This window comes from Caulobacter sp. HMWF025 (genome assembly GCF_003060965.1).
GTDB lineage: Bacteria > Pseudomonadota > Alphaproteobacteria > Caulobacterales > Caulobacteraceae > Caulobacter.
In genome coordinates this window covers 1-25,378 of record NZ_QAII01000037.1, presented here as the reverse complement: position 1 = coordinate 25,378, position 25,378 = coordinate 1, and the positions used below count along the sequence as shown (strand labels likewise).

Below are 25,378 nucleotides of genomic sequence, written 5' to 3'. Positions count from 1 at the left end.
GGAACTTGTCGATCTCGGCCGGGCGGAAGCTGATCACCAGGACGGCCAGAAGGCCGCCCCACAGCAGGACGTCGAAGGCCAGGGCCGAAGCCGGACGCTTCGGCGGCGCCGGGATGGTCACGTCAGTCATGACAGGGCTCAGTTGGCCGGCGCGGCGACGCCGGCCTTGCCCTCGGCGGCCAGACGCTCGGCCTTGACGCCTTCCAGGACCTTCTGGGTCTCGGCGATCTTGGCCGCATCGCCCGACTCGCGGGCCAGACCGAACTGCTCGAGGGCCTCCATCTCGCGCACCACCAGCAGGTGGGTGTCATCGGCGGGCTTGAAGCCACCGATGCTCAGCTTCTTGAGATTGGCCCGCTGCTGGACAGCCGCCGGGGTGTCGCCCTGGGCATAGGTCAGGAAGAACTGGCGCAGCTTTTCCTTCACGGCCGGATCGAGATCCTTGCGCCAGACGATCGGGTCTTCGGGCAGGGTCGGCGATTGCCAGATCACCTTGACCTTGGCGGCCTCGGCCTCGCCGCGCGCAGTGCTGAGGTTGATGGCGGTCGTGTTGTTGGTGGCCGCGTCGAGCTTGCCGTTGGCCACGGCGAACAGGTTGGCCTGGTGGTTGGCGGAGAGCACGGTCTTGAAGCAGGTCTCGGGCTTCTTGCCGGCCGGGATGAACACATAGGTCATCGGGGCCAGGGTGCCCGAGGTCGACTTCTTGTCGCCGATCCCGAAGTTCAGGCTCTTGTCGCACTTGAGCAGGTCTTCAAGGGTCAGCTTGCTGCCGGCCGGCACGATGATCACCGACTTGTAGCCGTCGGTGCCCGACGGATCGAAGGTGCGGGCAAAGACCTCGCCGCCCGAGCGGCGCACGGCTTCCAGGCCTGACTGGTTCGAGAACCAGCCCAGATCCGTCTGCCCCGCACCCATGGCCACGATCAGCGACGAATAGTTGGACGAGAAGAACGGCTTCACCTTCAGGCCGGTCTGCTTTTCCATGTCGGCCAGGATCGGGGTCCAGTAGCCCTCCATGTTCTGGGCCGACTCGGTCGAGAGGATCGAGAAGGTCACCGTGTCCTTGGCGGGCGCGGCGGGCTTCTGGCCGCAGGCGGAGAGGGCCAGAGTGGCGGCGGCGGCGATGAACAGGCTGCGGCGGATCATTGCGGAGCTCCTTCCCAGAATACGTCCTCGAATTCCGGGCCGTAGATGTCGATGAGTTGTTCGCGTTTCAGGCCGGATGCGGGACCGTCATAGACTTTCTTGCCGGCCTTCAGGGCCACGACCCGGTCGCAGTAGCGCAGGGCGTAGTCGACCTGGTGCAGGGTGACGACCACCGTCAGACCGTCGGTCTGGTTCAGGTCGCGCAGGATGTCCATGACCTTGCGGGCCGAGACCGGATCGAGCGAGGCAACCGGCTCGTCGGCGAGGATGATCTTGGCCTTCTGGACCAGGGCCCGGGCGATGGCGCCGCGCTGCTGCTGACCACCCGACAGGGTGTTGGCGCGCTGGGCGGCATATTCGGCGACGCCCACGCGGTGCAGGGCGGCCATGGCGGCCAGTCGGGTTTCCTCGGGCCAGGCCCCCAGCAGACCCTGCAGGAACGGGATGCGTCCCAGCGAGCCCAGGGCCACATTGCTGAACAGCGACAGCCGCCCGACGAGATTGAACTGCTGGGCGATGAAACCGATGCGGATGCGCGCCTTGCGCACCTGGTCACTGACCTTGCCGCGCGCCTGGACGGGTCCGCCGAAGGCGGTGATGACGCCGCCCTCCTCGCCCTTGTCGCCGTCATCGATGGTCTGAAGGCCGTCGATCGAGCGCAGCAGGGTGGATTTTCCCGAGCCCGAAGGACCGATGAGCGCGATCATCTCGCCACGACCCACGTCGAGCGAAACGGCATCCAGGGCTCGCCTCGACCCGAAGGTTTTGGAGGCGGCGCGGATCGAGAGAACTGGGTCCGACGTCATGGTCGGGGCGAATCCTTAGCGTGGTTTCGGACGGTGTAAAATCCGTTCTCCGCTTTGGCCGCGCTTCGCAATGTATTTGTGACAATCGGTGGACGAAATCGTCGCGAAGTCCGGGACGAAAAGGGACTTTACATCGCGGGACGATGGCCCTATTTCGCTCGGCTCCGGCGGACCCGAAGTCCTCATAAGCGCTGCTAACGCCGGCTGGGTTTAACTTCTGCAGGGGTCTACGTGAATTGCACACGTACCATGAACCCCTGGACCTGGTCCGTGAGCGGTCACCGGAACGTCCTGTCGCACTCGTGCGACCGGACGCGGTGTCGGTAGCGGCGCGCTGGTTCCAGGCTGAATTTAAAGGCGATGTCTTTTACGCGGTGAAGGCCAATCCTTCGCCATGGGTGATCCGTGAGCTGGTCCAGGCCGGCGTGCGGTCGTTCGACGTCGCATCACTGAACGAAGTCGAGCTCGTGGCCGAACACGCCCCGGGTTCGCGCATGGCGTTCATGCACCCGGTCAAAAGCCGCGTGGCGATCTCCTCGGCCTATTTCGATCATGGCGTCCGGACCTTCTCGTTCGACACCCATGAGGAACTGGCCAAGATCCTCGACGCGACCGGCAACGCCAAGGACCTCAACCTGATCGTCCGCATGGGCGTCCAGGCCGAGGGCGCGGCCTACAGCCTGTCGGGCAAGTTCGGCGTCGAGCCGCACAATGCCCCGGCCCTGCTGCTGGCCGCCCGTCGCGCCACCCAGGACCTGATGGGCGTCTCGTTCCACGTCGGCAGCCAGTGCATGCGCCCCACCGCCTACCAGGCGGCGATGGCCCAGGCCTCGCGGGCTCTCGTGCGGGCCGGCGTGCTGGCCGATGTCGTCGACGTCGGCGGCGGCTTCCCTTCGGTCTATCCCGGCATGGTGCCCCCGGACATGTCCGAGTACCTGGCCGCCATCGACCGCGGCTTTGCCGAGATGATGGTCCACGAGACGACCGAGCTGTGGTGCGAACCCGGCCGGGCCCTGGTGGCCGAGGCCTCGTCCCTGCTGGTCAAGGTCGAGCTGAAGAAGGGCGACGCGCTCTATCTGAACGACGGCTCGTACGGCTCGCTGTTCGATGCGGCGCACATGAAGTGGCCCTTCCCGGTGAAGCTGCTGCGCAAGAACGGCGACGTCGTCGAGGAAGGCCTCAAGCCTTTCCGCTTCTACGGCCCGACCTGCGACAGCGTCGACCACATGCCCGGCCCGTTCTACCTGCCGGAAAGCGTGGACGAGGGCGACTATATCGAGATCGGCATGCTGGGCGCCTATGGCGTGGCCATGACGACCCGCTTCAACGGCTTCGGGGAAACCGACACCGTCGAGGTGCAGGACGCTCCAATGGCTTCGATGTACGGCCTGGCCAAGCGCTCGATCCCGACCCACAAGCCGGAATCGGAAGAACGCAAGGTCGTCCGGTTCTCGCGTCCGAAGGGTGCGGCCGGAAAGCGCAAGCGCCGCCGCTAGGATGAAGTTTGTGACGGGCCTCAGCACGTTCCGGGCCGACCGGGCCTGGGGCGCGCTGGACATCGGCGCGGTGGATGACACCACCGTGCGGCTGCACTGGACCGACCAGCCCTATCGCTGGCACGTCAATGACGGCCCCGAGGTGTTCATCGTTCTGTCGGGAACGGTGGATATGCATTGGAGACTCGACGGCGCTGAACGCGTCGAAAGACTGGACGCTGGCGACGCCTGCTTCGCGGAACCGGGTGACGAACATGTCGCCCATCCGCTCGGAGAGGCCCGCATCCTGGTGGTCGAACGCCGGGGCAGCGTCTGATATCCCATTCGCGGGACAGTCAATCTGTCCCGCTCCCGCCGACCGGTCGCTCCGTCCCGGCTGCGGGGTTCCTCCGACGGGCGCTCAAACCAAAGGGAAACCCGCGAGATGAACGCACCCGTTCCGAACACCAAGGCCGAACTCCTCCAGAACGTCGTCGAGCACATCGACATCACGTCCTTTGACGCGCGTCCGATCATCGACGCGATGCGCAAGATGTCGTTCTCGAGCCGCGACACCGCTCGCGCCGCCGACATCTTCAACATGGCGCTGGAAGACAAGGGCTGCTCGCCGTGGCTGATCCTGGCCGGCTCCACCTCGGCCGGCGGCTGCATGCACGTCTATCGCGACATGGTGCAGAACGGCATGATCGACGCCGTGGTCGCCACCGGCGCCTCGATCGTCGACATGGATTTCTTCGAGGCCCTGGGCTTCAAGCACTATCAGGCCGCCGGCCCGGTCGACGACAACGTGCTGCGCGACAACTATATCGACCGCATCTACGACACCTATATCGACGAGGAAGAACTCCAGAACTGCGATCACACGATCCTGGAGATCTGCAACGCCCTGGAGCCCCGCGCCTATTCCAGCCGCGAGTTCATCTGGGAAATGGGCAAGTGGCTCTCCGAGGGCAATGCCAAGAAGCCCGGCTCGCTGATCCAGACCGCCTATGAGCAGGGCGTGCCGATCTTCTGCCCGGCCTTCGTCGACAGCTCGGCCGGCTTCGGTCTGGTCAAGCACCAGAAGGAGCAGATCGCGCTCGGCAAGCCCTATCTGATGATCGACGCCGTCGCGGACTTCCGCGAACTGACCGACATCAAGATCGCGGCCGGCACGACGGGCCTGTTCATGGTGGGCGGCGGCGTTCCCAAGAACTTCGCCCAGGACACCGTGGTCTGCGCCGAGATCCTCGGCGTCGAAGCCGACATGCACAAGTACGCCATCCAGATCACCGTGGCCGACGTGCGCGACGGGGCCTGCTCGTCGTCGACGCTGAAAGAAGCCGCCTCGTGGGGCAAGGTCAACACCACCCACGAGCAGATGGTCTTCGCCGAAGCCACCACCGTGGTGCCGCTGATCGCCAGCGACGCCTATCACCGCGAAGCCTGGAAGGGCCGCGAGCGTCCGCGCTGGAACAAGCTGTTCGGCAAGTAGGCTTGATCGACCGGTTGTGAAAATGCAGGGTCCTCCGAACAATCGTTCGGGGGACCTTTTTCATGCGCAGCGCCGCTTTCCGGAGCCGCCTCCGGGCCGCGTCCGGCCTTCTGGTTCTGGCCGTTGTGGCCGGTGGCCTGACCCTGGCCGCGCCGCGCAGCGCCGGGGCCCGCGACGAGGCCCCGCGCGGCGCCTATCTGGCCCCGGGGACCTATGACCCCCTGAAGCGACTGGCCGGACCGCCCGCGCCGGGCTCGGCGGCCGATCTCGAGAACCGGCGGGTGTTTCTGGAGACCCGCAAGCTGGAGGGGACGCCGCGCTGGACCCTGGCCCGCGAGGACGATGACGCCGGCAAGATCGGCGAGGCCTTCGCCTGCTCGGTCGGCGTATCGACCGGCCCGAAGTCGACGCCGCGCCTGACGGCCCTGCTGCGCCGGGCCAGCCAGGACCTGCGCCCCGGGGTCGACCGGGCCAAGGACCATTTCGCGACCAAGCGGCCCTATCTGTCACAGCCGGGCGAGATCTGCCTGATGCGCTCGCCACTGCTGGCCGCCAGCCCGGACTATCCGTCAGGCCATGCCAGCTGGGGCTGGACGGTGGGTCTGATCCTGGCCGAGCTGGATCCTGCCCATGCCGACGCCATCCTGGCCCGCGCCCGCACCTTCGGCGAAAGCCGGGTGGTCTGCGGCGTGCACACGGTCACGGCGGTCGAGGGCGGCCGGATCAATGCCGAGGGGCTGGTGGAAGCGCTGAAGGCCGATGCGGCCTTCCAGGCCGACCTGGCCGCCGCCCGCGCTGAACTGGAGGCCGCCCGCGCCGCCGGTCCGGCTCCGGACAAGGCCCGCTGCGAGGCCGAGGCCGCCCTGGTCGCCCAGCGGCCGTTCTAGGTCTTCAGAGCGCCTGCCCCCGCAGCAGCCGGGGCAGGTCGCCGACCGCGCCGCCGGCCTCGTGCATGAAGAAGCGCCGGGCCGGGGCGATGCGGTTAACCACCGCCAGGCCCACGCCGCGTGCCGCGCGCAGGATGGGGTTGTCGTTCGAGAACAGGCGCACAAAGCCGTCAAAGGCCAGGGCATTGGTCACGGTGTCGAAGCGCCGCCAGCGGGCATAGCGCTCGAGCACCGCCTCGCTGCCGATGTCCTCGCCGCCGCGCAGGGCCTCGACCAGCACCTCCGCCAGGGCCGCCGCATCCTTGAGACCGAGATTGAGGCCCTGGCCGGCGATCGGGTGCACGCCGTGGGCGGCGTCGCCGATCAAAGCGAGGCGCGGCGCGACCAGCCGCTCGGCCAGTTGCAGCGACAGCGGATAGACAAAGATCGGTCCGACGATCTCGACCGTGCCGAGGAACTCCCCGAACCGCCGCATCAGATGGGCGTGGAAGGCCTCGGGCCGGGCGCCGCGCAGCGCCTCGGCCCGCTCCGTGCTTTCGGTCCAGACGAGGCTCGCGCGGTTGTCGGTCAGGGGCAGGATGGCGAACGGGCCGCTGGGCAGGAAGTATTCGTGGGCCACGCCCTCGTGCGGGCGCTCCATCTTCACGGTGGCCACCACACCGCTCTGGCCATAGCCCCAGCCGATCTCGCCGACGCCTGCGGCCTTGCGCAGGGTCGAACCCCGGCCCTCGGCGCTGACGGCCAGGGGAGCCGACAGCACCCGGCCGTCGGCCAGGGTCAGGCGCGCGCCCGTGGCATCAACCGCCAGATTGGTCGCCGCCATCGGCGCGATGACCGGAATGGCCTTGTCGGTCACGGCCTGCGACAGCGCCGCGCGGATCTGGCGGTTCTCGATCAGATAGCCCAGAGGCTCGCCGTACGAACGGTCGGCGATCTCGCTGGAGTCAAAGCGCAGGAAGGCGGGCGACGCGCCGCGCGCGCTGGCGCTGGGCGTGCGGCCGTCGGTGACCAGGATCTGCTCGATGCGCTGGGCATGGGGCTCAAGCGCCTCGCCGGCTCCGATCGTGCGCCACTGCCGAAACGAGGAATAGGCGATGGCCGACGACCGGCCGTCAAAGGTCGGGGCCAGTTGGGCCTCGAACGGCTGGGGGTCGACCAGCAGCGGCCGCAGGCCGCCGGAAGCCAGGGCCAGGGCCAGGGTCGAACCGGCCATGCCGGCTCCCGCGATGATCACATCGGCGTCGTGCGTGCGCATGCCCCGGATATGGGCCGCAGGCGCGGGGGTGTCCAGAGCGGGTCATCAATTCGATGACCCGCCCTTGAACCCTAGACCTTCAGTCGCCCGATCAGCGCGCTGGTCGAGGGGTCGTGGGTGCCCACGGCCCCGCTCTCCAGCTCGGGCAGGATACGACCGGCCATCACCTTGCCCAGTTCCACGCCCCACTGGTCGAAGCTGTTGATGCCCCAGATCACGCCCTCGACGAAGGTCTTGTGCTCATAGAGGGCGATCAGGGCCCCGAAGGTCTGCGGCGTCAGGCATTCCAGCAGCAGCAGGGTCGACGGCCGGTTGCCGGCGAAGGTGCGCTGCGGGGCCAGGGTGGCGATCTCGGCTTCGGACACGCCCTTGGCCGTCAGCTCGGCCACCACATCCTCGGTGGTCCGGCCGACCATGAAGGCCTCGGCCTGGGCCAGGAGGTTGGACAGCAGCTTCTCGTGCATGCCGGCCGGACCCTCGTCGGATTTCGAAAGGCCGATCAGCTCCATCGGCGTGATCTCGGTGCCCTGGTGCATGCACTGGAAATAGGCGTGCTGGACATTGGTGCCCTCGTCGCCGAACACCACCGTGGCGGTGCCGCGTTTGGCCGGCCGGCCGTCGGGTCCGACCGACTTGCCGTTGCTCTCCATCTCCAGCTGCTGGAGGAACGAGGCCAGACGGCGCAGGCGGTGCGAATAGGGCACCACCGAGCGGGCGCGGCGGTCCAGGCCGTTGCGGTTGAAGATCTGGGCCAGGGCCACCAGCACCGGGGCGTTCTTCTCCAGCGACGCGGTGCGGAAGTGCTCGTCCATGGCTGCGCCGCCGTCGAGGAAGCCCTGGAAGGCGTCCCAGCCGCAGGCCACGGCCACCGACAGGCTGACTGACGACCACAGCGAATAGCGACCGCCCACCCAGTCCCAGAAGCCGAACACGCGGTCGTCGGCGACGCCGAAGGCGGCGGTCTTGTCCAGCGCCGTCGAGATGGCGGCCAGGTGCTGGTTGGCTCCGGCCTCACCAAGGGCCTCGACCAGCCAGGCGCGGGCCGCGGTGGCGTTGGACAGGGTCTCCTGGGTGGTGAAGGTCTTGGAGACGACGATGACCAGGGTCTCTTCCGGATCCATGTCGGCCGTGGTCAGGGCGAACTCGGCCCCGTCGACATTGGCCACGAAGCGCAGGTCGATCTCGGGCTTCACCGGCCGCAGGGCGTCCCACAGCAGGCGGGGCCCCAGATCGCTGCCGCCGATGCCGATGTGCAGGATGGCCCTGAACGGCTTTCCGGTGGCCCCGGTAATCGCGCCGGAGCGGACCGCCTCGCTGAAGGACTTCATCCGCTGACGGACGGTCTCGACCTCAGCCATCACCGGCACGCCGGCAGCCTTGAAATCAGCGTCGGCCGCAGCGCGCAGGGCGGTGTGCAGCACGGCCCGGCCTTCGGAGCTGTTGATCGCCTCGCCGCCGAACATCCGGGCCCGGGCCCCTTCGACATCGGCCGCATGGGCCAGGTCCAGGGCCGCTTCCAGACCGGCCTCGTCCCAGGCCTGTTTGGAGAGATCCAGGTGCAGACCGGCGACATCGAGGGTCAGCGCCTCGAGCCGTCCGGGCTCGGCGTCGAACAGCTCGACGATGCGCTTTTCGCCGGCGGCCTTTGCGGCGGCTTCCAGGCGGGTCCAGGCGGTTTCGATGTCGGCCATGCGAGCGTCCTTCCGGTCTTGGTAAATCGGCGTTTACCCGCAGGGGCTTACCAAACGGATACCGCAGCGTCATGAAGACCAATGACGTTGTTGCGGGGAGAATGTCATGTCCTGCAGTGCCGTCGCCGTTTCCGCCATGCTCTGGCTCGCTTCGGGCAGCAGCGCGCCCCTGCAGGCCGCGCCGCCGGCCGCCACCGCGCCGGCCTCGGTCGCGGCCGAGCCCCTGTTTGCCGACATCGTCCGCCGCGCGACGCAGCTGAAGGCCCAGACCGAAGCCTATCGCAAGGCTCTGGCCGCCGATCCCGCCGCCCCGGCCATGCCGCTGAAGGACCTCGCCGGCTTCGAAGTCCGGATCGGCGAGCTGTCGGCCCTCGACATGAAGGGCCACCTCACCCTGAAGGAGCGCGGCGCGGTCGATGACCTCAAATGCATCCTGCGCGGCATCAGTCAGGACCTGCCCGACAAGCTGGCGGCCATGCAGGCGGCCACGACCATCAAGGCCCAGGACCTGGCCCTGCGCGACATGGTCTATCTGCTCAATGACAATGTCGAGGTGATCACCGCGCCGCCGACTCCGCCCGCCTGAGGCGCGGCGACCATCAAGCTTGAGCATAAGGCCATCACCCTGCCCCAAATCTTGCTATAGCTGCCGGCATCCTCGTCCCAGCCCCTGCGAGACCATGGCCCCGCGCTCGTCGACCCTGCTTCCCGCCTCTGCCGCCCTGGCCCTGACCGTGGTCCTGGCCGGTTGCACGACCAGCACCCATGAGACGGTCTATATTCCGGTCGTCGCCCCGACCCCGCCGAGCTCTCTCACGCCCCAGCCGGTGGTGCTGTTCAACCAGACCAAGGCCGGGCGCAAGCTGTTCACGCTCGACGCCGAGTTCCCCTATTGCGACGTCGAGACCGGCAAGGTCGTCGTCGTGCCCCGCTGGTACGTCACCGACTTCGCCAGCGTCCCATGGTACGGCCAGAGCTTCATCGATCCGCAGGGCCCGACCGCCCGCGCCGCCATCATCCATGACTGGCTCTATGCCATCGGCGAACCGGGCAAGCGCGAGGAGGCCGACGCCATCTTCCTGCGGGCCATGCTGCGCTACGGCGTGCCCAGCTTCCAGGCCAATATCGCCTATCAGGCTGTGCGCACCGGCGGCGAGAAGGGCTATGGCCTGCCGGGCGACTGGCTATTCATCGACCCGAAGCGGCAGGAGGTTCGCCAGCCGCCGCCGTTTGCCAAGCCGCGCACCGGGGCGGTGCGGGTGATGCCCCGGTGCCAGGGCTTCGGAGCCCTGATCCAGACCGGCTGGCGCGCCTATCCGATCAAGGCGCCGAGCGTTTATGTCCCGCCGCCCGTAGTGGTGACCAAGACCCCGCTGGACGAGATCAAGGACAAGCTGCCCTGGCCGGGTGACGGCAAGAAGAAGAAGTAGGCGTTACTGCGCCGCCTTCTCGATCGCCTCGATCACCATGCCTTCGGTCAGCAATTGCGGCAGGATGACCGGCTCGCCGCCCTTGGCTGGATAGACCAGATACAGCGGCACGCCGGCCCGTCCATGCTCGGCCAGGGCCGCGGCGATGGTGGCGTCGCGATTGGTCCAGTCGGCGCGTAGCAACACGGCGTTGCGGTCTCTGAAGGTCTGGGCCACGGCGGCCCCTGACATCGCCACCTTCTCGTTGACCTGGCAGGTCACGCACCATGCGGCGGTGAAGTCGACCAGCACCGGTCGGCCCTCGGCCCGCAGGGCGGCCAGCTTTTCCGGCGACCAGGGCTCGGAGGCGAGGCCCGGACCGGTCGGCGTGGCCGGCACCGTCATCGAGGCCGACGCCGCCGCAGGGACCGGCGCAGGGGCCTGCAGCGACAGCAGGACAAGGCCGATGGCCCCGGTGAGCGCCAGGACCGCCACCACCGTCGCGACCGGAGCCGGCTTGCCCGTCAGCCAGCGCCCCTGAACGTGGCCATAGAGCCAGGCCGCGAAGGCGAGCAGGACGGCGGCCCCCAGGATCTCGCCGAGGGCGATCGAACCGGTCTGCTGGCTGAACACCCAGACCAGCCAGGCGGCCGTGCCGTACATCGGGAAGGCCAGGCCCTTCTTCAGCAGGTCCATCCACGGCCCCGGGCGCGGCAGGCGCTTGAGCAGGGCAGGCGCGAAGGCCAGCAGCACGAACGGTGCGGCAAAGCCCAGCGCCAGCGCCAGGAACACCGCCAGCGACACTAGCGGCGGCTGGGTCAGGGCAAAGCCCAGGGCCCCGGCCATGAACGGCGCGGTACAGGGCGCGGCCACCACGACGGCCAGGGCTCCGGTGAAGAAGGCTCCTGCCGCGCCGTCCCGGGACGAGGCCCCGGCCCCGACGCCCTGGACCGAGGTCCCGAACTCAAAAACGCCCGACATGTTCAGGGCGACCAGCAGCATCAGCAGGGCCAGGGCCCCGACGACGAGCGGCGACTGCAGCTGGAAGCCCCAGCCCACGGCGGCGCCGCCGGCCCGCACGGCGATCAGCAGCCCGGCCAGGGCCAGGAAGGTGACGACCACGCCGGCCAGGAAGGCCAGGCCCTGCAGACGGGTCTTGCCGGCGTCATGGGCATGGCCGGCGAGGCTGGCGGCCTTCATCGACAGGACCGGGAAGACGCAGGGCATCAGGTTGAGGATCAGCCCGCCGAGGAATGCAAACAGCAGGGCGGCGGCAAGGCCGATGGGGGCCGCACCGGCAGTGCCCTTGGCGGCGGGCGGCGGGCCCAGCCCCCGGGCCGTGGCCGGCGGTTCACCGGCGGTCGCCGTGACCTCATAGGCCCCGCCCGGCAGCGCCAGGACGCCGGCCAGTTCGGCCGGTGGTGTCCCGGCGGTAAAGTCATAGCCGGGAGCCAGGCTGAGGGTCAGGCCCTCGGCCCCGCGCTCGATGGCCTGCTCGGCCGGATGCTCGATGACCTTGCCCGAATAGGGATAGAAATAGGCCCCGGCCATGTCGGCCCCCTTCAGGGGCGCGCCGGTGACGGCCAGTTTCAGGACTCCGCCCTCGAGCCTGAATACCGCCTTCAGGCCCGCCGGCTTGGGGGCCCTGGCGAGAGTCTCGGTGACCGCCTGGCCCCATTTGGGATCGGGCGAGGGCATTCCGGCCACGATCGGCAGGTCCAGGGTGACGACCGCGTCCTCCGGCACGCAGACCTGTTCGCAGACCAGAAACGCCGCAGCCGCCTTGAGGGTGACGGTCGAGCCCGGTTTGGCATCGGCCGGGACGCTGATCGGCACGGGCAACAGCACCTCGCCCGTATAGGCGTAGTCGAGCAGCGGCCCGACCCGGCTCTTTTCCGGCGTCGGCCAGACGATCTCGCCGGCGCTCCAGCCCCCGGGCAGGGTCCAGACGATGCGGGTGGGGTCGCCGGCATCGCCCGGATTGCGCCAGTAGGTGTGCCAGCCCGGCTGGATCTTCTGGCGCAGGGCCACATAGATCGTCGAGCCCGGGACGGCGGCGGCATCCTGGGCGACCAGTTCAGCCTCCAGATGGCCGGTCTTGACCGGGCCGGCCTGGACGGCGGTGCCGACCAGGGCTGCCAGCAGCACGCCCTGCAGGGTCGCGAGAACTCGTCGGATCAACATCGGGGCGTGCTCGGGCAGGGACGGGACCAAAGTTACGGTTCGACACATGGCCCGGACGCGCGCTCTCGACAAGCACCGAGCGACCATGGACAGTCGCAGACCCTTTCCGTGTGAGATTCCCATGCCCGCCGCCTTTGACGAGATCGAGATTGGTCAGGTCGTGACCCTGGGAACCCGGGTCGTCGACAGCAAGTCGCTGGAGGCCTTCATCGCCGCCTTTACACCGGCCTGGCCGGTCGAGAACGGCGCGCCCGACGCCATGGTCTTTGCGATCTGGTCGCGACTGGACAGCGAGTCGAGCGCCGTCTGGCCCCAGACCAAGCGGCTGGGTGTCGATGCCCTGCGCTGGATGCGCAATCCACCGGCCGGCGAACTGCTGCGCGGCCGCATGACGGTGATGGGCAAGGACCCGGTCGGCGAAGGCAAGGGCATCGTCATCGCCCAGCACGACCTGCTCGACGAGGCGGGCCGGCTGGTCTTCTCGTGCCTGACCCGCAGCATCTTCGCGCGGTAGACTTTCACCCGACAGAAAAGGCGGCGGAACCGAAGCCCCGCCGCCCTCCAGGCCGGGTCATCCTGCAGGGAGATCAGCCGACCAGACCACCGCGCTCCGCTCAGTGAGCCTCCGCCGGCGGCGGGGCATTGAGCTCCGGCGGGCGGCAGAGCGGGACCAGGATCAGGGCCGCGAGGAAGATCCAGGACATCAGTCGGAAGACGTCGTTGAAGGCCAGGGTCATGGCGGCCCGGCCGACAACCCGGCCCAGTTCGGCCTGGGCGATCAGCGCGGCATGGGCCCTGTCGGGCGTGATCTCGCCGATCCTCGTCGCGAGGCCCGCCAGGAGTTCAGGCGCGTTGCGACCGGCCGCGCCGAGGCTCTCGCCCAGACGAGCCACGTGAACGCGGGTGTTGTCGCCCAGCCAGGTGTTGACCACGGCGATCCCGATCGCGCCGCCGAGATTGCGCATCAGATTGAACAGGCCCGAAGCGTAGCGAAGCTCCGTCATGCCGAAGCCCGACAGCGCCAGTCCCACACTGGGCACGATGCACAGCATGATCGCAAAACCCCGCAGGACCTGCGGCCACAGCAGCGCATGGAACCCCCATTCGGGCGTCAGGTGCGACGTCAGGAACAGGCTGGTGGCAAAAAGCGACAGGCCGAAGGTGATGACGATCCGCGGATCGACCCGCTGCGACAGCCGCGCCGCGATGACCGTCGACAGGATCTGGGCAATACCGGTGACGAACACCGTCGTACCGATCTCGAGGCTGTTGTAGCCGCGTACCCGGCCCAGGAAGACCGGGATCAGATAGGTCGATGCATAAAGGCCAAAGCCGATCACCAGGTTGAAGACGCAGGCAAAGACAAAGGTCGGCCTGCGGAACGGGGACAGTTTCACCACCGGCCCGCCGGAGTTGAACGAGCGCTCCAGGAACAGCAGGAAGGCCACGAACGACAGCCAGCCGGCCGTCGCAATGGCCGGATCCTCAAACCACTGGTGGCGCGGCCCCTCCTCCAGCACATATTCGAGACCGCCCAGGAAGACGGCCATGGCCACTAGGTGGGAGTAGTCGATGGTCTTGAGCATCGACAGCTTCGGACGATCAACCCGGATGACGGCGATCGCCGCGACCGTGACCAGCGCGCCCGGGACGATGTTGATGTAGAAGATCGAGCGCCATCCGATCGCATCGGTCAGCCAGCCGCCGACCGTCGGGCCCAGGGTCGGGGCCAGAACCGACACCATGCCCAGAATGGCCGGGATCATCGCCCGCTGGGGTCCGGCGAACATCGAAAAGCCTGTTGCAAAAACCGTGGGCACCATGGCGCCGCCGACGAAGCCCTGCAGGACCCGGAAGGCGATCATCGAGTCGATGTCCCAGGCCATGCCGCAAAGGGCGCTGGACAGCGTGAACAGACCTGCGGACAGGGCGAAGAGCCAGCGGGTCGACAGGGCCTGGGCCAGAAAGGCCGCAAACGGGATCATGACCAGTTCCGCCATCAGATAGCCGGTCTGCACCCAGCTGATCTCGTCAGGCCCGGCCGAGAGTCCGGCCTGCACATCGTTCAGCGAGGCCGCAACGATCTGGATGTCGATCAGGGCCATGAACTGGCCAAAGGCCATGATCCCGAAGATCAGGAACTTGACGCGATCGGGCAGGGCCAGCGGATCGATGGGCGCTCTCGCCGTCATCGCCGGCGCGCGCTGGGCCGTGTCTGGCATATCGCCCCCTTGATGGCATGATCATCATAATATTATATGCATCATACCAAAGGAGACCGCTAGCCCGTGCGCTACGATGCCGAACACAAGCAGAAGACTCGCGAGCGGGTTTTGATCGAAGGGGCCAAGGCGATCCGTGTCGAAGGGCCACACAGGATCGGGGTCGCGGCGGTCATGGCCCGGGCGGGCCTCACCCATGGCGGCTTCTATGCCCACTTCGAGTCCAAGGAAGACTTTGTCGCCGCCGCCATCGGCCAGATGTTTGCCGAAGGTCGCATGCGGCTCGACAGGGCGCTGGACGGCAAACCCCGGCAGCAGGGCCTCGCGGACTATATCGACTTCTATCTGTCGCAAGCCCACCGCGACACCCGCACCACAGGTTGCCCCCTGCCCTTCCTGTCTGCCGACGCGCCACGCCTGCCCCAGCCGTCGCGCGAGCGCTTCGCCCAGGGCGTTGCGGGACTGACCACCCGGCTGGCCTCGGCGCTGGATGAGCTCGGCACCCCCGGCGCGGAGGAGACCGCTGCCTCCATGCTGTCGGAACTGGTCGGTGCCCTGGCCCTGGCCCGCGCCGAGCCCGATCCGACCCGTTCGGACGCGCTCCTGGCGCACTCCCGCGCCGCCCTGAAACGCCGCCTCGGCCTGGATACAAACCCATGACCCTGACCCTTGCCGACCGTCTTGCGCCCGGAGCGACCGGACTGGAGCAGCTGAAAGCAATGATTGCTGCGGGTGGCCCCCCGCCGATCGGCGACAGCCTGGACTTCACGTTCATTGAGGCGGACGACGGCACCGCCGTGTTCGCCGGAACGCCGGGGCATCATGCCTATAATCCGATCGGTACGGTGCACGGCGGCTATGCCGCGACCCTGCTGGTGTTCGAGCGATGACCGTGACCCCGGCGCCCGAAACCGCAGTCCAGACCCGAAAGGGCCTGCCTTTTTCCACCCGCACGGCGGTTACGGTGGCGGCCGCCATCGCGGTCGCCGTCGCCGGCGGGCTCTTTCTGAGCGCGCCCAAGTCTGTCGTTTCGACCGACGCGGCCTATATCCAGGCCGACAGTTCGACGGTTGCGCCCAAGGTGCGTGGTTTGGTGTCCGAGGTCCTCGTCCAGCACAACCAGGCGGTCCGGCGGGGTGACCCCCTGGTGCGCATAGAGTCCGAAGAGTTCGATGCCCGGGTTGCCGCCGCAGCGGCCAATCTGCAGCAGGCCCAGGCCAGTGTTGCGGCCGCAAAGGCTGCGTTCGTCACCCTGGAAACCGAGCAACAGCTGGCCGCCTCCAACATCCGCGCAGCGCAGACCTCGATACGCTCGGCCGACGCGCAAAACCTTCGGGCCCAGGCCGATCGGGACCGCTTCGACGCCCTGGCCTCCAGCGGTGCGGTCGCGCGCCGCGACGTCGAGGCCTATCGCGCGGCGGCCGTCACCGCCCAGTCGGAAGCCGAAAGAGTCCGCGCCCAGTACGACGTAAGCCGCAACCAGTCGGCGATGACCGGAGCCAAACGCGCGGCGCTGTCGGCCAGCCTCGCCCAGGCCGAAGCCGGAGTCGCCAGCGCCCAGGCGGCCTATGACCTGGCACGTCAGGATCAGGCCCACACCCTGATCCGGGCTCCGATCGACGGCGTCGTCGGCGACCGGCAGGCGGAACCCGGCGACTATGTCCAGCCCGGGACCCGGCTGCTGACCCTCGTGCCCCTGCGGGCGCTCTATGTGGTGGCCAACTTCAAGGAGACCCAGGTCTCACGCATGACCATCGGGCAGACGGCGACGATCAAGGTCGATGCTCTTGAAGGACGCCCCCTGAAAGGCGTGGTCGAGAGCTTCGCGCCGGGATCGGGCTCGCAATTCTCCCTCCTGCCGTTCGAACCCGGAACGGGCAACTTCACCAAGATCGTGCAACGCGTTCCGGTCCGAATCCGCCTGACGCCCGGCCAGCCGGGACTGGAGCGTCTGCGACCCGGACTTTCGACAATGGTGAAGGTCCGGGTCACCCAAGACTGACCCGGGCCTTCCTGATCGATCCGGGGGCGTTCGGTGCGCCCCCTGCAAGCCGGTAAAGAGCTGGCAGGACCAGCAGGGTCAGCAGGGTCGAGGACAGGATCCCGCCGATCACCACGGTCGCCAGCGGCCGCTGAACCTCCGCCCCTGCCCCGACATTGAACGCCATCGGCACAAAGCCCAGGCTGGCGACCAGAGCCGTCATCAGCACCGGCCGCAGCCGTGTCAGGGCCCCCTCAGAGATCGCCTCGTCCAGTGACCGGCCTTCGGCCAGCAGGCTGCGGATGACGCTGACCATGACCACGCCGTTGAGCACGGCCACACCTGACAGGGCGATGAAGCCGATCCCTGCCGAGATCGACAGCGGCAGCCCGCGCAGCAGCAACGCAGCGACCCCGCCGGTCAAGGCCAGGGGCACGCCGGAGAACACGATGGCAGCGTCCTTCACAGACCTGAAGAGAGCGAACAGCAGACCGAAGATCAGCAGCAGGGCGGCAGGCACGACGAGCTGAAGCCGTTTCGCCGCCGAGATCAGCTGTTCGAACGTGCCGCCATAGCTGATCCAGTAGCCTGTCGGAATCTCGACCTCGGCGCCGACCTTGTGTTGCACCTCGGCGACAAAGGAACCCAGGTCCCGGCCCCGCACATTTGCGGTGACCACGACCCGGCGCTTGCCATCCTCGCGGCTGATCTGGTTGGGGCCGATCACCGTCTCGACCTTGGCCACGTCCTGCAGTGGCACGAAGCCACGCGACCCATCAGAGGCCGACGGAAGCGGAACGCGAAGACGACCGATGCCGTCGACATCGCCCCGGATCGCCTCGGGCAGACGGACCACGACGTCAAAACGCCGATCGTCCTCGAAAACCTGGCCCACAACCGCGCCGCCAATCGAGGTAGCGACGACCTCCTGCAGGTCCTGCACGTTTAGCCCAAGGCGCGCCAGGGCGGCGCGGTCCGGCGTGATCTGCAGGACCGGCAGGCCGGTGACCTGTTCGACGCCAACATCCTGGGCCCCCTCGATACCCTCGACTACGGCCCCGACGCTTTCGCCGATGCCGAGCAGTTGCTCGAGGTCGTCGCCGAAGACCTTGACGGCGACGTCAGCGCGAACGCCCGACAACAGTTCGTTGAACCGCATCTGGATCGGCTGGGTGAACTCGTAGTTGTTGCCAGGAATGGTCGCGACGGCGGCCTGAAGCTCCGCGACCAGTTGGGTCTTGGGTTTGCGTGGATCAGGCCAGTCCTTGCGGTCCTTCAGCATAATGAAGGTGTCGGCCACGCTGGGTGGCATGGGATCGGTAGCGACCTCGGCGGTGCCGATCTTGGCCACCACGCGATCAACCTCGGGGATCTGCTTGATCCGTGCCTCCAGGGCCGTCTGCATCAGGATGGCCTGCGACAGGCTGGTGCCCGGAATGCGCAGGGCGTGCATGGCGATGTCGCCCTCATCGAGATTGGGTACGAACTCGGAGCCCATACGGCTGGCGGCGAAGCCTGCGATCACCACGAGGAGGACGGCACCGGCCACGAACACGACGCGCAGACGCAGGGCCATAGCCAAGGCCGGCTCGTAGAGGCGGCGCGCACCACGCATGACGCGGCTTTCCTTCTCTTCGACCTTGCCAGTGACGAAGGTTGCCACCGCGGCGGGGACGAAGGTCAGGGACAGGACCAGGGCTGCGGTCAGGGCAATGACCACCGTGATGGCCATCGGGTGGAACATCTTTCCCTCGACGCCGGACAGGGCGAAGATCGGTACATAGACGAGCGTGATGATCAGCACGCCAAACAGCGACGGCTTGATCACTTCGCCGGTTGCGGAGGCGGTCAGGGCAAAGCGCTCGTCCCTGCTGAGCAGGCGCCCCAGACGATGTTGGGCCTCGCCGAAACGCCTCAGGCAGTTCTCGACGATAATCACCGCGCCATCGACGATCAGGCCAAAGTCCAGCGCCCCCAAGCTCATCAGATTGCCCGACACCCGGCTCTGCACCATGCCGGTAATGGTCATCAGCATGGAGAACGGGATGATCGCCGCCGTGATCAGCGCAGCCCGGATGTTACCGAGCAGCAGGAACAGGACGACAATCACCAGCAGCGCGCCTTCGACCAGGTTCTTCTCGACCGTGGCAATGGCGCGATCGACCAGTTCGGTGCGGTCATAGACGGGTGCAGCGACCACGCCCGGTGGCAAGGCCTTGGCAGCCTGCTCCAGCCGGGCTGCTGCCGCTTGCGCCACGGTACGGCTGTTTTCGCCGACCAGCATGAAGACTGTACCGAGCACGACCTCCTGACCGTTCTCAGTAGCAGCCCCCGTGCGCAGTTCTTCGCCCAGCCCGACATCGGCGACGTCGCTGATGCGGATCGGCGCGCCGCCGCGATTGGTGATGATGGTCCCACGGAGGTCCTCAACACCGCTCGCCTGGCCAGGAACGCGAACGAGATACTGCTCACCATAGCGCTCGATATAGCCGGCCCCGACATTGCTGTTGTTGGTGGCCAGGGCGTCGGTGACATCGGCCATCGTTAGCCCATAGGCCGACAACCGCTCTGGCAGGGGCGTGACGTGATACTGCCGCTCGAAGCCGCCGATGGTGTTGACCTCGGTGACGCCAGGCGTGTTGCGCAGCTGCGGCCGGATCACCCAGTCCTGCAGGGTTCGCAGGTCTTCCGGCGTATAGGCCTTGCCGTCGGGACGGCGTGCACCCGGCTTGGCCTCGACCGTGTACATGAAGATCTCGCCCAGGCCTGTTGAGATCGGGCCGAGCTCGGGCGTCAGGCTGGTCGGCAATTGTGCGCGGGCAGCCTGCAGCCGTTCATTGACCAGTTGCCGCGCAAAATAGATGTCGGTCCCGTCCCTGAAAACGACGGTGACCTGGCTGAGGCCATAGCGCGATACAGAGCGGGTGTATTCCAGCCCCGGCAGCCCGGCGATGGCCGTCTCGATCGGGAAGGTAATGCGTTGCTCGGCCTCCAGGGGCGAGAAGCCTGGAGCCTCTGTGTTGATCTGCACCTGTACGTTGGTGATGTCGGGGGTGGCGTCGATCGGCAGGCGCTGGAAGCTCCAGACGCCGACAATCGACGAGATGATAACGAGCGCCAGGACGATCCAGCGAAAGCGGATCGACAGCGCGATGATACGGTCAAGCATGTCGCGCGCCCCCTAGTGGTCGTGGCTCGCGCCGGACTTTTCGATGTCCGCGCGGATCAGGAAGGCGCCGTCGGAGACATATTCGGTTCCGGGCTCAAGCCCGCCCAGGACCTCGGTCCATTCGGGCGTCTGGCGACCCAGCTCCAGCATCCGCACCTCGTAGGTATCGCCCACCTTGGCGAAGACGACGGTGAAGTCGCGGAAGCGCTGCAGGGCCTTGGTGCGAACGGCGAGCGGAACTCGGCTGGACGCGACCTGGAAAGATCCCTCGACACCCATGCCGGGCCTGAACGCGGCTGAACCCTCCGGCAGATGGACGTGGGCCATCAGGGTCTGACTGGCCAGGTCGGCGGTCGGGAGAACCGCCTCGACCCGCGCCAAAAGCCGGGTGTCGCCCGACAGGCTGCGCACCTCGACCGGTTGGCTGACCCGAACCTTCTCGGCGTCACGTGGATAGACGAAGAACTCGGCGTGCAACCTGGTCGGATCTGCGATCACGAAGATGGCACGCTCACCGGCGACATCGCCGACATTGAGGTTCTTCTCAACGATGATCCCACTGATTGGCGCGTGGATCGAATAGGTCTGCAGGCTCTCGCTGGACTCCACGCGCGCCAGCAGTTGGCCCTTGCGGACCTGGGTCCCCAGCTCGCCCCGAAGGCTCATGACCCGTCCGGGATACCAGGCGCGGACCTCGCTCTTGCCCTCCGGCGTGATCTCAACGCGCCCCGCCATATCGACCAGCTCGGCGACATCGGCCGATCCGGCAGTTTCGGTCTTTACGCCGCCTGCCTTGGCGGCCTCAGCGCTGATCGTCGTGCGGCCCTCGTAGGACGGGTAGGCCCATTGGTGATTTTGCCCGCCCTGATTGACGCTGACCCTGACGTCGAACGAGTGAGGTTCCGTCACCACGCCTGCACCGCGCAGATAGTCCTCCTGCGGCGTGAAGCTGAACCGATCGACCCTACCGCCCAGGCGGGTCAGTTCGACCGTCAACTGCACCTGACGCGGATCGAGCGGCTTGTCCTTGCGATAGGCATAGACATGGAACTCCGGCTCGACCCCGTCCTCGAAGATGGTGATCTCGATCGCCAGATCTCCGGCACGCAGCATGCGGCCACGATGGGGCCCTCGCTCATAGTCACCGGTCCCGGCGGAATGGCCTTCGGTCCCGGCGGCAGACTTGCCGCCCTCGCTGCACGAAGAAAGCATCAGGCTCCCGGCCATCAGCAGGACAAGGCGCACGGACGCGCGCCGGGTGTAGAGGCGGCTCATCGGACAGTCTCCGAAGCAGGAATGAGGGCCGCGTGGCGGCCGGTCAGGCGGGCCAGCAGGGCGCGGTCGGTATGGAAGGCCTTGAGAGCTTCAAGGCGTCGGCTTCGCGCATCGATCAGGACCTTTTGGGCCTCGATGACGTCGAGATAGGTGAAGCCGCCGCGATTGAAGCCCTCGCGCACGAGGGCAACGGTCCGTTCGGCGGCAGGCAGTACCTCGGACTCGATGCGACGGGCCTCACTGGCCCGTGCGGTCAGGGCGGCCTGAAGCCTGGCGATCTGCCGCTCGCGCAGGACCTTGCCGCTCAGCAGATCGGCGTCGGCGGCCGTGCGTTCGGCCTGGGCGCGCTCAATGGCACCACGATTGGTGTCGTAGCGGGCGAGCGGGATCGAGCCGCCGACCACGACCGCCATGTCGCGGCCATCATTCAGATAGCGAAGGCCGGCGCGCCAGGTCGGGTCCTGAACGGCCTTGGCTTCTTCCAGGCGTACCCTGGCGGTTGCAGTCTGCCGCTCGGCGTCAAGCAGCGCCAGGTCCACCGGCGAAGCCTCTCCGGCCACGTCCTGGGCGGCGGAGGTGTCGTCCAATAGAGCGGGATCGATCTGGACATCACCGCCACCGTTCCAGTAGCCGGCCAAGGTCCGCCGGGCGGTGTCAGCCGACATCTTCGCTTGTGACAGGACGATCCTGGCCTCGGCGACCTGGGTATCAGCGCGTGCGCCGGCGAACAGCGGGTCACGTGCCACCTTCACGCGGCGATCGACTTCGCCCTGGGCGCGCTCGGCGATGTCCAGGCGGTTTTGCGCAAGGCGAACCTGGGCCTCGGCCGCCAGGGCTTCGACCCAGGCCAGCTCCACCTCCTGCAATAGGTCCAGCACCCTGGTCTGATGGCGCAGGCGGACAAGATCGATCTCGGTTCGCGCCAAAGCGGTTCGAGCCTCGCGCTTGCCGCCGCGTTCCAGGCTCTGCTGGTAGTAGACGGTGGCCTGGGCGCGATCGACGAGGGAATAGGGACCGGTTCCGGTCAGGTCTTCGAGCTCGACGCCGATGACAGGATTGACGCGAACCTCGGCCTGCCGGGCACCGGCATCGGCGGCCTTCAAGCGAGCCTCGACCGCTGGCCGGGAGGGGTCGGCTTGGGCAGCTCGGGCGAGCGCCTCGTTCAGGGCAAGGGATTGAGCTTGTGTCGCCTGAGGCAAGGCGGTGAGCGGCAGCGCGACGGCGAAAGCCGACGCGAGCAGCCATGATCGCGCGAGGCGACCGTGGATAGGACGGGACATGGATTTCTCTCGAACGGAAGCAGGCGCGGCCAAGGGCCGCGTCGGTCAGGCGACGTGTTCGAGGACGCTTTTGGGAGGGCGTTTCTGCGGGGACGGCTCAGCGCTGTCCAACGACGTGTTTCGTCCAGGCCAGGGTATGGCGGAGCCAATCCATGGGCTTGCAACGGACATGGAGGTCACAAGACCCAAAAGAGAGGGGCCATCATGGTGATGGTGCGAGCCTTGCGAGGGTGACGGATCGCGATCGCCCTCTTCGGTCAGCGAAACCATGTCCGCCATGTCGCCTTTGTGATGGTCCTCGACCACCGGATGGCCCTGGTCATGATCGTGATCGTGATCGGCCAGATCGGCGGCAAGCGGGCCTGCAAAGGCATTGGCGGCATGGGTTTGACCGTTGGCGTGCAAGGCCCGGTCCACCATGGCGACCGGGGCCTGAACGACCAGCATGGCGAGCAGCATGACGGCCAGAGCCGTCACGTTTTTCCCAAGCCGACTGTTCAGATGCTGAAGCAGGGGTCCCTCGCCAGAGTCGCGCGTGCCTCATATTCGTCTCAAGCTGCCCGTAGATCAATGCGTCACCACGACCTCAGGATCGCGCAGCAGGCTTGTCAGTCCGATCACCTGGACGATCAGCAGGTGTGACGCGCCCCAAAGCCCGATCTGCTCGGACACCACCAGGGCGTTGCGGATCTCGATGCGGAGGTATCGAAAGGTGCTTTCGCCCCTAGAGCATTTTCCGATAAGTGTGAAACGGTTATCGGATCGAAAAATGCTCTAAACTTCTGATTTAGAGCCCTTTTCGCCCGACCCTGATGAAGCCATCAGGTCGGAAAGGGCTCTAGTGGCGGCCCGGGAGACGTTGGCAAGCTTGCCGGCGGCCCGTTCATCTGCGGGATCACCTTGGAGCCGATTGGGGTGGCTCGCCCGGAGGACCGGCGCTGCAGCGGGCCCTTCAGGCGGTTCCATCAGGTCAAACACCTAGGCCACGAACACATCCCCAAGGGTCAGTGCGGGTCTTCCGGTCAGCACGGCGATCTGGACCTGGTCGCTGTTGTCGCCGCCGGTGGCGTCGAACCACAGGGCTCCGGTGGCGATGTCGTAGAGCAGGGTCGGCCGGCTGTCGGCCGCCACCGGCGCGGCACCGGCCACAAAGCCCAGATCCGCGATCGTCGTCACCCCGAACGTGCTGGCCCGGAGCTGGATATGGTCCACGCCGGACAGGAAGTCGGTGATGCGGTCCACGCCCTGGCTGGCCAGCGGGCTGTCGAAGTAGAACAGGTCCGCCCCGCCGCCTCCGGTCAGTTGGTCATTGCCCCCCTGCCCGGCCAACAGGTCCGATCCCGCACCACCGACCAGGGTGTCATTACCGATGGCGCCGAAGATCGAGGTACCGGTGGTATTGGCGTAGCCCTGGAAGTTGCCTGTGCCGATGTACTGCAGGGTCTCGACATTGTCGGCCGCCTTGGCGCTGTTGAGCGTCGTCAGGATGCGGTCCTGCCCCTGGCCTGCCAGTTCCACCACCGTGTCGGAGACGCTGTCGGTGAAGTAGGTGTCGTCGCCCAGACCACCGACCAGCCGGTCCGCGCCGGCCTTGCCGTCCAGGGTGTCGTTGCCGGCACCGCCTGTGATGACATTGGCCAGGATGTTGCCGAAGCCCTGGAAGTTGCCGATGCCCGTATAGGTCAGGTTCTCGACGTTCGCGCCGAGGACATAGGCCGCGATCGCCGTCCTGACCGTGTCCAGCCCCTCGCCGGCCGCCTCGACGACCACGTCAGCGAGATTGTCGACGATATAGGTGTCATTGCCGGCCAGACCGATCAGGCGGTCGGCCCCGGCTCCGCCGTCAAGCTGGTCGACGCCGATGCCGCCGGTGATCACGTTGTTCAGGGCGTTGCCGGTGCCCTTGAAGGCACTCGCACCGGTATAGGTCAGGTTCTCCAGATTGGCCCCGAGCTGATAGATGGGAGCCGTGGTCCGGACCAGATCCAGCCCCTCTCCCGCCAGCTCGGTGATCACGTCGGCGGCCGAGTCCGCCAGATAGGTATCATTGCCCGCTCCGCCGATCATGGTGTCGGCCCCAGCCTTGCCGTCGAGGGTGTTGATGCCGGCATTTCCGACCAGGACCTGGGCATATTCGTTGCCGGTCAGGTTCAGCGCCGTGGTCCCGGCCACTGCCTCCAGGCGCTCGATCGAGACGCCCGTCCCCAGGGTGTAGGAGCCCGTCACGATGGCCGTGTCGGTTCCGGCCCCGAAGCTCTCGACGATCACGTCCAGGCTGCTGTCGAGCCGGTAGAGGTCGTTGCCGGACCCGCCGACCAGGGTGTCGCGGCCTGCGCCGCCGTCGAGGGTATCCGCCCCGCCGCCACCGTTCAGACTGTCATTAGTCGCCGCGCCGGTCAGGCTGTCGGCGAAGGTCGAGCCGAACAGCACTTCGATCGAGCGCAGGGTATCGATCCCGTCGCCACCGGTGGTCTGGGCCGTGGTCAGGGCCAGGGACACCGTCACGCCGGCCGAAGCCCCGGCATAGGAAGCCGTATCGATGCCGCCGCCACCGTCGAGGCTGTCGTCGCCGAGGCCGCCCAGCAGGGTGTCATCGCCCGCGCCGCCGGACAGGGTATCGGCTCCCTCGCGACCGGCCAGCACATTGGCCAGGCTGTCGCCGGTGAAGGTGTCCGACGCCGTGCCGCCGGAGATGTTCTCGATCCCGACCTGGTTCAGGCGTCCGAAGCCGATCGACTGGAAGCTGCTCTTGACGCTCAGATTGACCGTCAGCGCGGCCGTCACCATGCCAAACTCCAGCGTGTCGATGCCGGAGCCGCCGTCCACAACTGTGTCGGTAATCGTGGGCAGGTCGGATCCCGTGCCAAAGCCATACTGGATGATGTCGTCACCTTCGCCGCCCTGCGCCGTATCCAGCGCGACGGCGACGTGCAGGCGGTCATTGCCGGCCCCGCCAGACAGCAGGTCGTCGCCAAGGCCACCGATCAAGGTGTCAGCCCCGTTGCCGCCGCTCAGTTGATTGGCCAAGGCATCGCCGGTCAGGCTGTCGGCAAAGCTCGAGCCACTCACGTTTTCGATGCTCGACAGCGCGTCAGTCCCCGCC

General features: G+C 67.3%; 21 protein-coding genes and 1 pseudogene. 10 read left to right on the top strand and 12 right to left on the bottom strand.

Features of this window, described 5'->3' with window-relative positions; translation table 11 throughout:
* The 3 genes and pseudogenes from DBR10_RS04895 to phnC all read right to left on the bottom strand — a co-directional run.
* Positions 1-130: pseudogene (locus DBR10_RS04895) on the bottom strand (phosphonate ABC transporter, permease protein PhnE); the annotation flags it as partial.
* A gap of 8 nt (positions 131-138) precedes the next feature.
* Complete coding sequence (phnD, locus tag DBR10_RS04890; RefSeq protein WP_108505553.1) at positions 139-1,146, bottom strand: phosphate/phosphite/phosphonate ABC transporter substrate-binding protein; 1,008 nt, start codon at positions 1,144-1,146, stop codon at positions 139-141.
* The gene (gene phnC, locus DBR10_RS04885) at positions 1,143-1,952 is read right to left on the bottom strand and encodes a phosphonate ABC transporter ATP-binding protein (protein ID WP_108489963.1); all 810 of its coding nucleotides are present in this window, start codon (positions 1,950-1,952) and stop codon (positions 1,143-1,145) included. Before phnC ends, phnD begins: the two co-directional genes overlap by 4 nt.
* A gap of 236 nt (positions 1,953-2,188) precedes the next feature.
* Between phnC and DBR10_RS04880 the strand changes: the two genes are divergently transcribed.
* The 4 genes from DBR10_RS04880 to DBR10_RS04865 all read left to right on the top strand — a co-directional run bounded on the left by DBR10_RS04880 (position 2,189) and on the right by DBR10_RS04865 (position 5,809).
* A complete protein-coding gene (locus tag DBR10_RS04880; RefSeq protein ID WP_108505552.1) occupies positions 2,189-3,448 on the top strand; it encodes a type III PLP-dependent enzyme in 1,260 nt (419 codons plus the stop codon).
* A 1-nt stretch (position 3,449) separates the two neighbouring features.
* Entirely contained in the window at positions 3,450-3,764 is a 315-nt protein-coding gene (locus tag DBR10_RS04875; RefSeq protein WP_108505551.1) for a cupin domain-containing protein, read from the top strand.
* A gap of 108 nt (positions 3,765-3,872) precedes the next feature.
* A complete protein-coding gene (locus tag DBR10_RS04870; RefSeq protein WP_108490377.1) occupies positions 3,873-4,922 on the top strand; it encodes a 1,9-bis(guanidino)-5-aza-nonane synthase in 1,050 nt (349 codons plus the stop codon).
* Positions 4,923-4,984: 62 nt separating this feature from the next.
* Positions 4,985-5,809: an acid phosphatase gene (locus tag DBR10_RS04865; RefSeq protein WP_108505550.1), complete on the top strand. Its 825-nt coding sequence runs from the start codon at positions 4,985-4,987 to the stop codon at positions 5,807-5,809.
* Between the two features lie 4 nt (positions 5,810-5,813).
* Here DBR10_RS04865 and DBR10_RS04860 read toward each other — a convergent pair whose 3' ends face one another.
* Complete coding sequence (locus DBR10_RS04860) at positions 5,814-7,064, bottom strand: UbiH/UbiF/VisC/COQ6 family ubiquinone biosynthesis hydroxylase (protein WP_199225309.1); 1,251 nt, start codon at positions 7,062-7,064, stop codon at positions 5,814-5,816.
* A gap of 71 nt (positions 7,065-7,135) precedes the next feature.
* Entirely contained in the window at positions 7,136-8,755 is a 1,620-nt protein-coding gene (gene pgi, locus DBR10_RS04855) for a glucose-6-phosphate isomerase (RefSeq protein WP_108506330.1), read from the bottom strand.
* 106 nt (positions 8,756-8,861) lie between these two features.
* Here pgi and DBR10_RS04850 point away from each other — a divergent pair, with 106 nt between their 5' ends.
* Both DBR10_RS04850 and DBR10_RS04845 read left to right on the top strand, forming a co-directional pair.
* Positions 8,862-9,341: a hypothetical protein gene (locus tag DBR10_RS04850; protein ID WP_108506331.1), complete on the top strand. Its 480-nt coding sequence runs from the start codon at positions 8,862-8,864 to the stop codon at positions 9,339-9,341.
* Positions 9,342-9,435: 94 nt separating this feature from the next.
* Positions 9,436-10,185, top strand: coding sequence for a DUF1353 domain-containing protein (locus DBR10_RS04845; RefSeq protein WP_177486202.1), 750 nt, complete (start codon positions 9,436-9,438; stop codon positions 10,183-10,185).
* Between the two features lie 3 nt (positions 10,186-10,188).
* On the opposite strand, the gene DBR10_RS04840 is transcribed toward DBR10_RS04845, so the two are convergent.
* Complete coding sequence (locus tag DBR10_RS04840) at positions 10,189-12,348, bottom strand: protein-disulfide reductase DsbD family protein (RefSeq protein ID WP_108506337.1); 2,160 nt, start codon at positions 12,346-12,348, stop codon at positions 10,189-10,191.
* A gap of 121 nt (positions 12,349-12,469) precedes the next feature.
* On the opposite strand from DBR10_RS04840, the gene DBR10_RS04835 reads away from it, so the two are divergent.
* A complete protein-coding gene (locus DBR10_RS04835; RefSeq protein ID WP_108506332.1) occupies positions 12,470-12,862 on the top strand; it encodes an acyl dehydratase in 393 nt (130 codons plus the stop codon).
* Between the two features lie 100 nt (positions 12,863-12,962).
* On the opposite strand, the gene DBR10_RS04830 is transcribed toward DBR10_RS04835, so the two are convergent.
* Positions 12,963-14,570, bottom strand: coding sequence for a DHA2 family efflux MFS transporter permease subunit (locus tag DBR10_RS04830; protein ID WP_108506333.1), 1,608 nt, complete (start codon positions 14,568-14,570; stop codon positions 12,963-12,965).
* A 66-nt stretch (positions 14,571-14,636) separates the two neighbouring features.
* Between DBR10_RS04830 and DBR10_RS04825 the strand changes: the two genes are divergently transcribed.
* The 3 genes from DBR10_RS04825 to DBR10_RS04815 are packed head-to-tail and all read left to right on the top strand — an operon-like array spanning position 14,637 to position 16,572.
* Positions 14,637-15,230 carry a TetR/AcrR family transcriptional regulator gene (locus DBR10_RS04825; protein ID WP_108506334.1) on the top strand — a complete coding sequence of 198 codons (594 nt, stop codon included), beginning with the start codon at positions 14,637-14,639 and terminating at the stop codon, positions 15,228-15,230.
* Entirely contained in the window at positions 15,227-15,460 is a 234-nt protein-coding gene (locus DBR10_RS04820; RefSeq protein WP_233243274.1) for a PaaI family thioesterase, read from the top strand. The genes DBR10_RS04825 and DBR10_RS04820 overlap by 4 nt, the downstream gene beginning before the upstream one ends.
* Entirely contained in the window at positions 15,457-16,572 is a 1,116-nt protein-coding gene (locus DBR10_RS04815) for an HlyD family secretion protein (protein WP_108506335.1), read from the top strand. Before DBR10_RS04820 ends, DBR10_RS04815 begins: the two co-directional genes overlap by 4 nt.
* Here DBR10_RS04815 and DBR10_RS04810 read toward each other — a convergent pair.
* From DBR10_RS04810 to DBR10_RS04790, 5 genes are all read right to left on the bottom strand, one after another.
* On the bottom strand, positions 16,559-19,720 hold the full coding sequence (locus tag DBR10_RS04810; RefSeq protein WP_108556179.1) for an efflux RND transporter permease subunit: 3,162 nt from the start codon (positions 19,718-19,720) through the stop codon (positions 16,559-16,561). The two genes, DBR10_RS04815 and DBR10_RS04810, sit on opposite strands and share 14 nt — an antisense overlap.
* 12 nt (positions 19,721-19,732) lie before the next feature.
* Positions 19,733-20,995: an efflux RND transporter periplasmic adaptor subunit gene (locus DBR10_RS04805; RefSeq protein ID WP_108506078.1), complete on the bottom strand. Its 1,263-nt coding sequence runs from the start codon at positions 20,993-20,995 to the stop codon at positions 19,733-19,735.
* Positions 20,992-22,275 carry a TolC family protein gene (locus DBR10_RS04800; RefSeq protein WP_108506079.1) on the bottom strand — a complete coding sequence of 428 codons (1,284 nt, stop codon included), beginning with the start codon at positions 22,273-22,275 and terminating at the stop codon, positions 20,992-20,994. The genes DBR10_RS04805 and DBR10_RS04800 overlap by 4 nt, the downstream gene beginning before the upstream one ends.
* A 45-nt stretch (positions 22,276-22,320) precedes the next feature.
* A complete protein-coding gene (locus tag DBR10_RS18875; protein WP_146184210.1) occupies positions 22,321-22,752 on the bottom strand; it encodes a hypothetical protein in 432 nt (143 codons plus the stop codon).
* A 501-nt stretch (positions 22,753-23,253) separates the two neighbouring features.
* Positions 23,254-25,378: beta strand repeat-containing protein (locus DBR10_RS04790; protein ID WP_146184211.1), on the bottom strand; the 2,125-nt coding region annotated here is incomplete at its 5' end.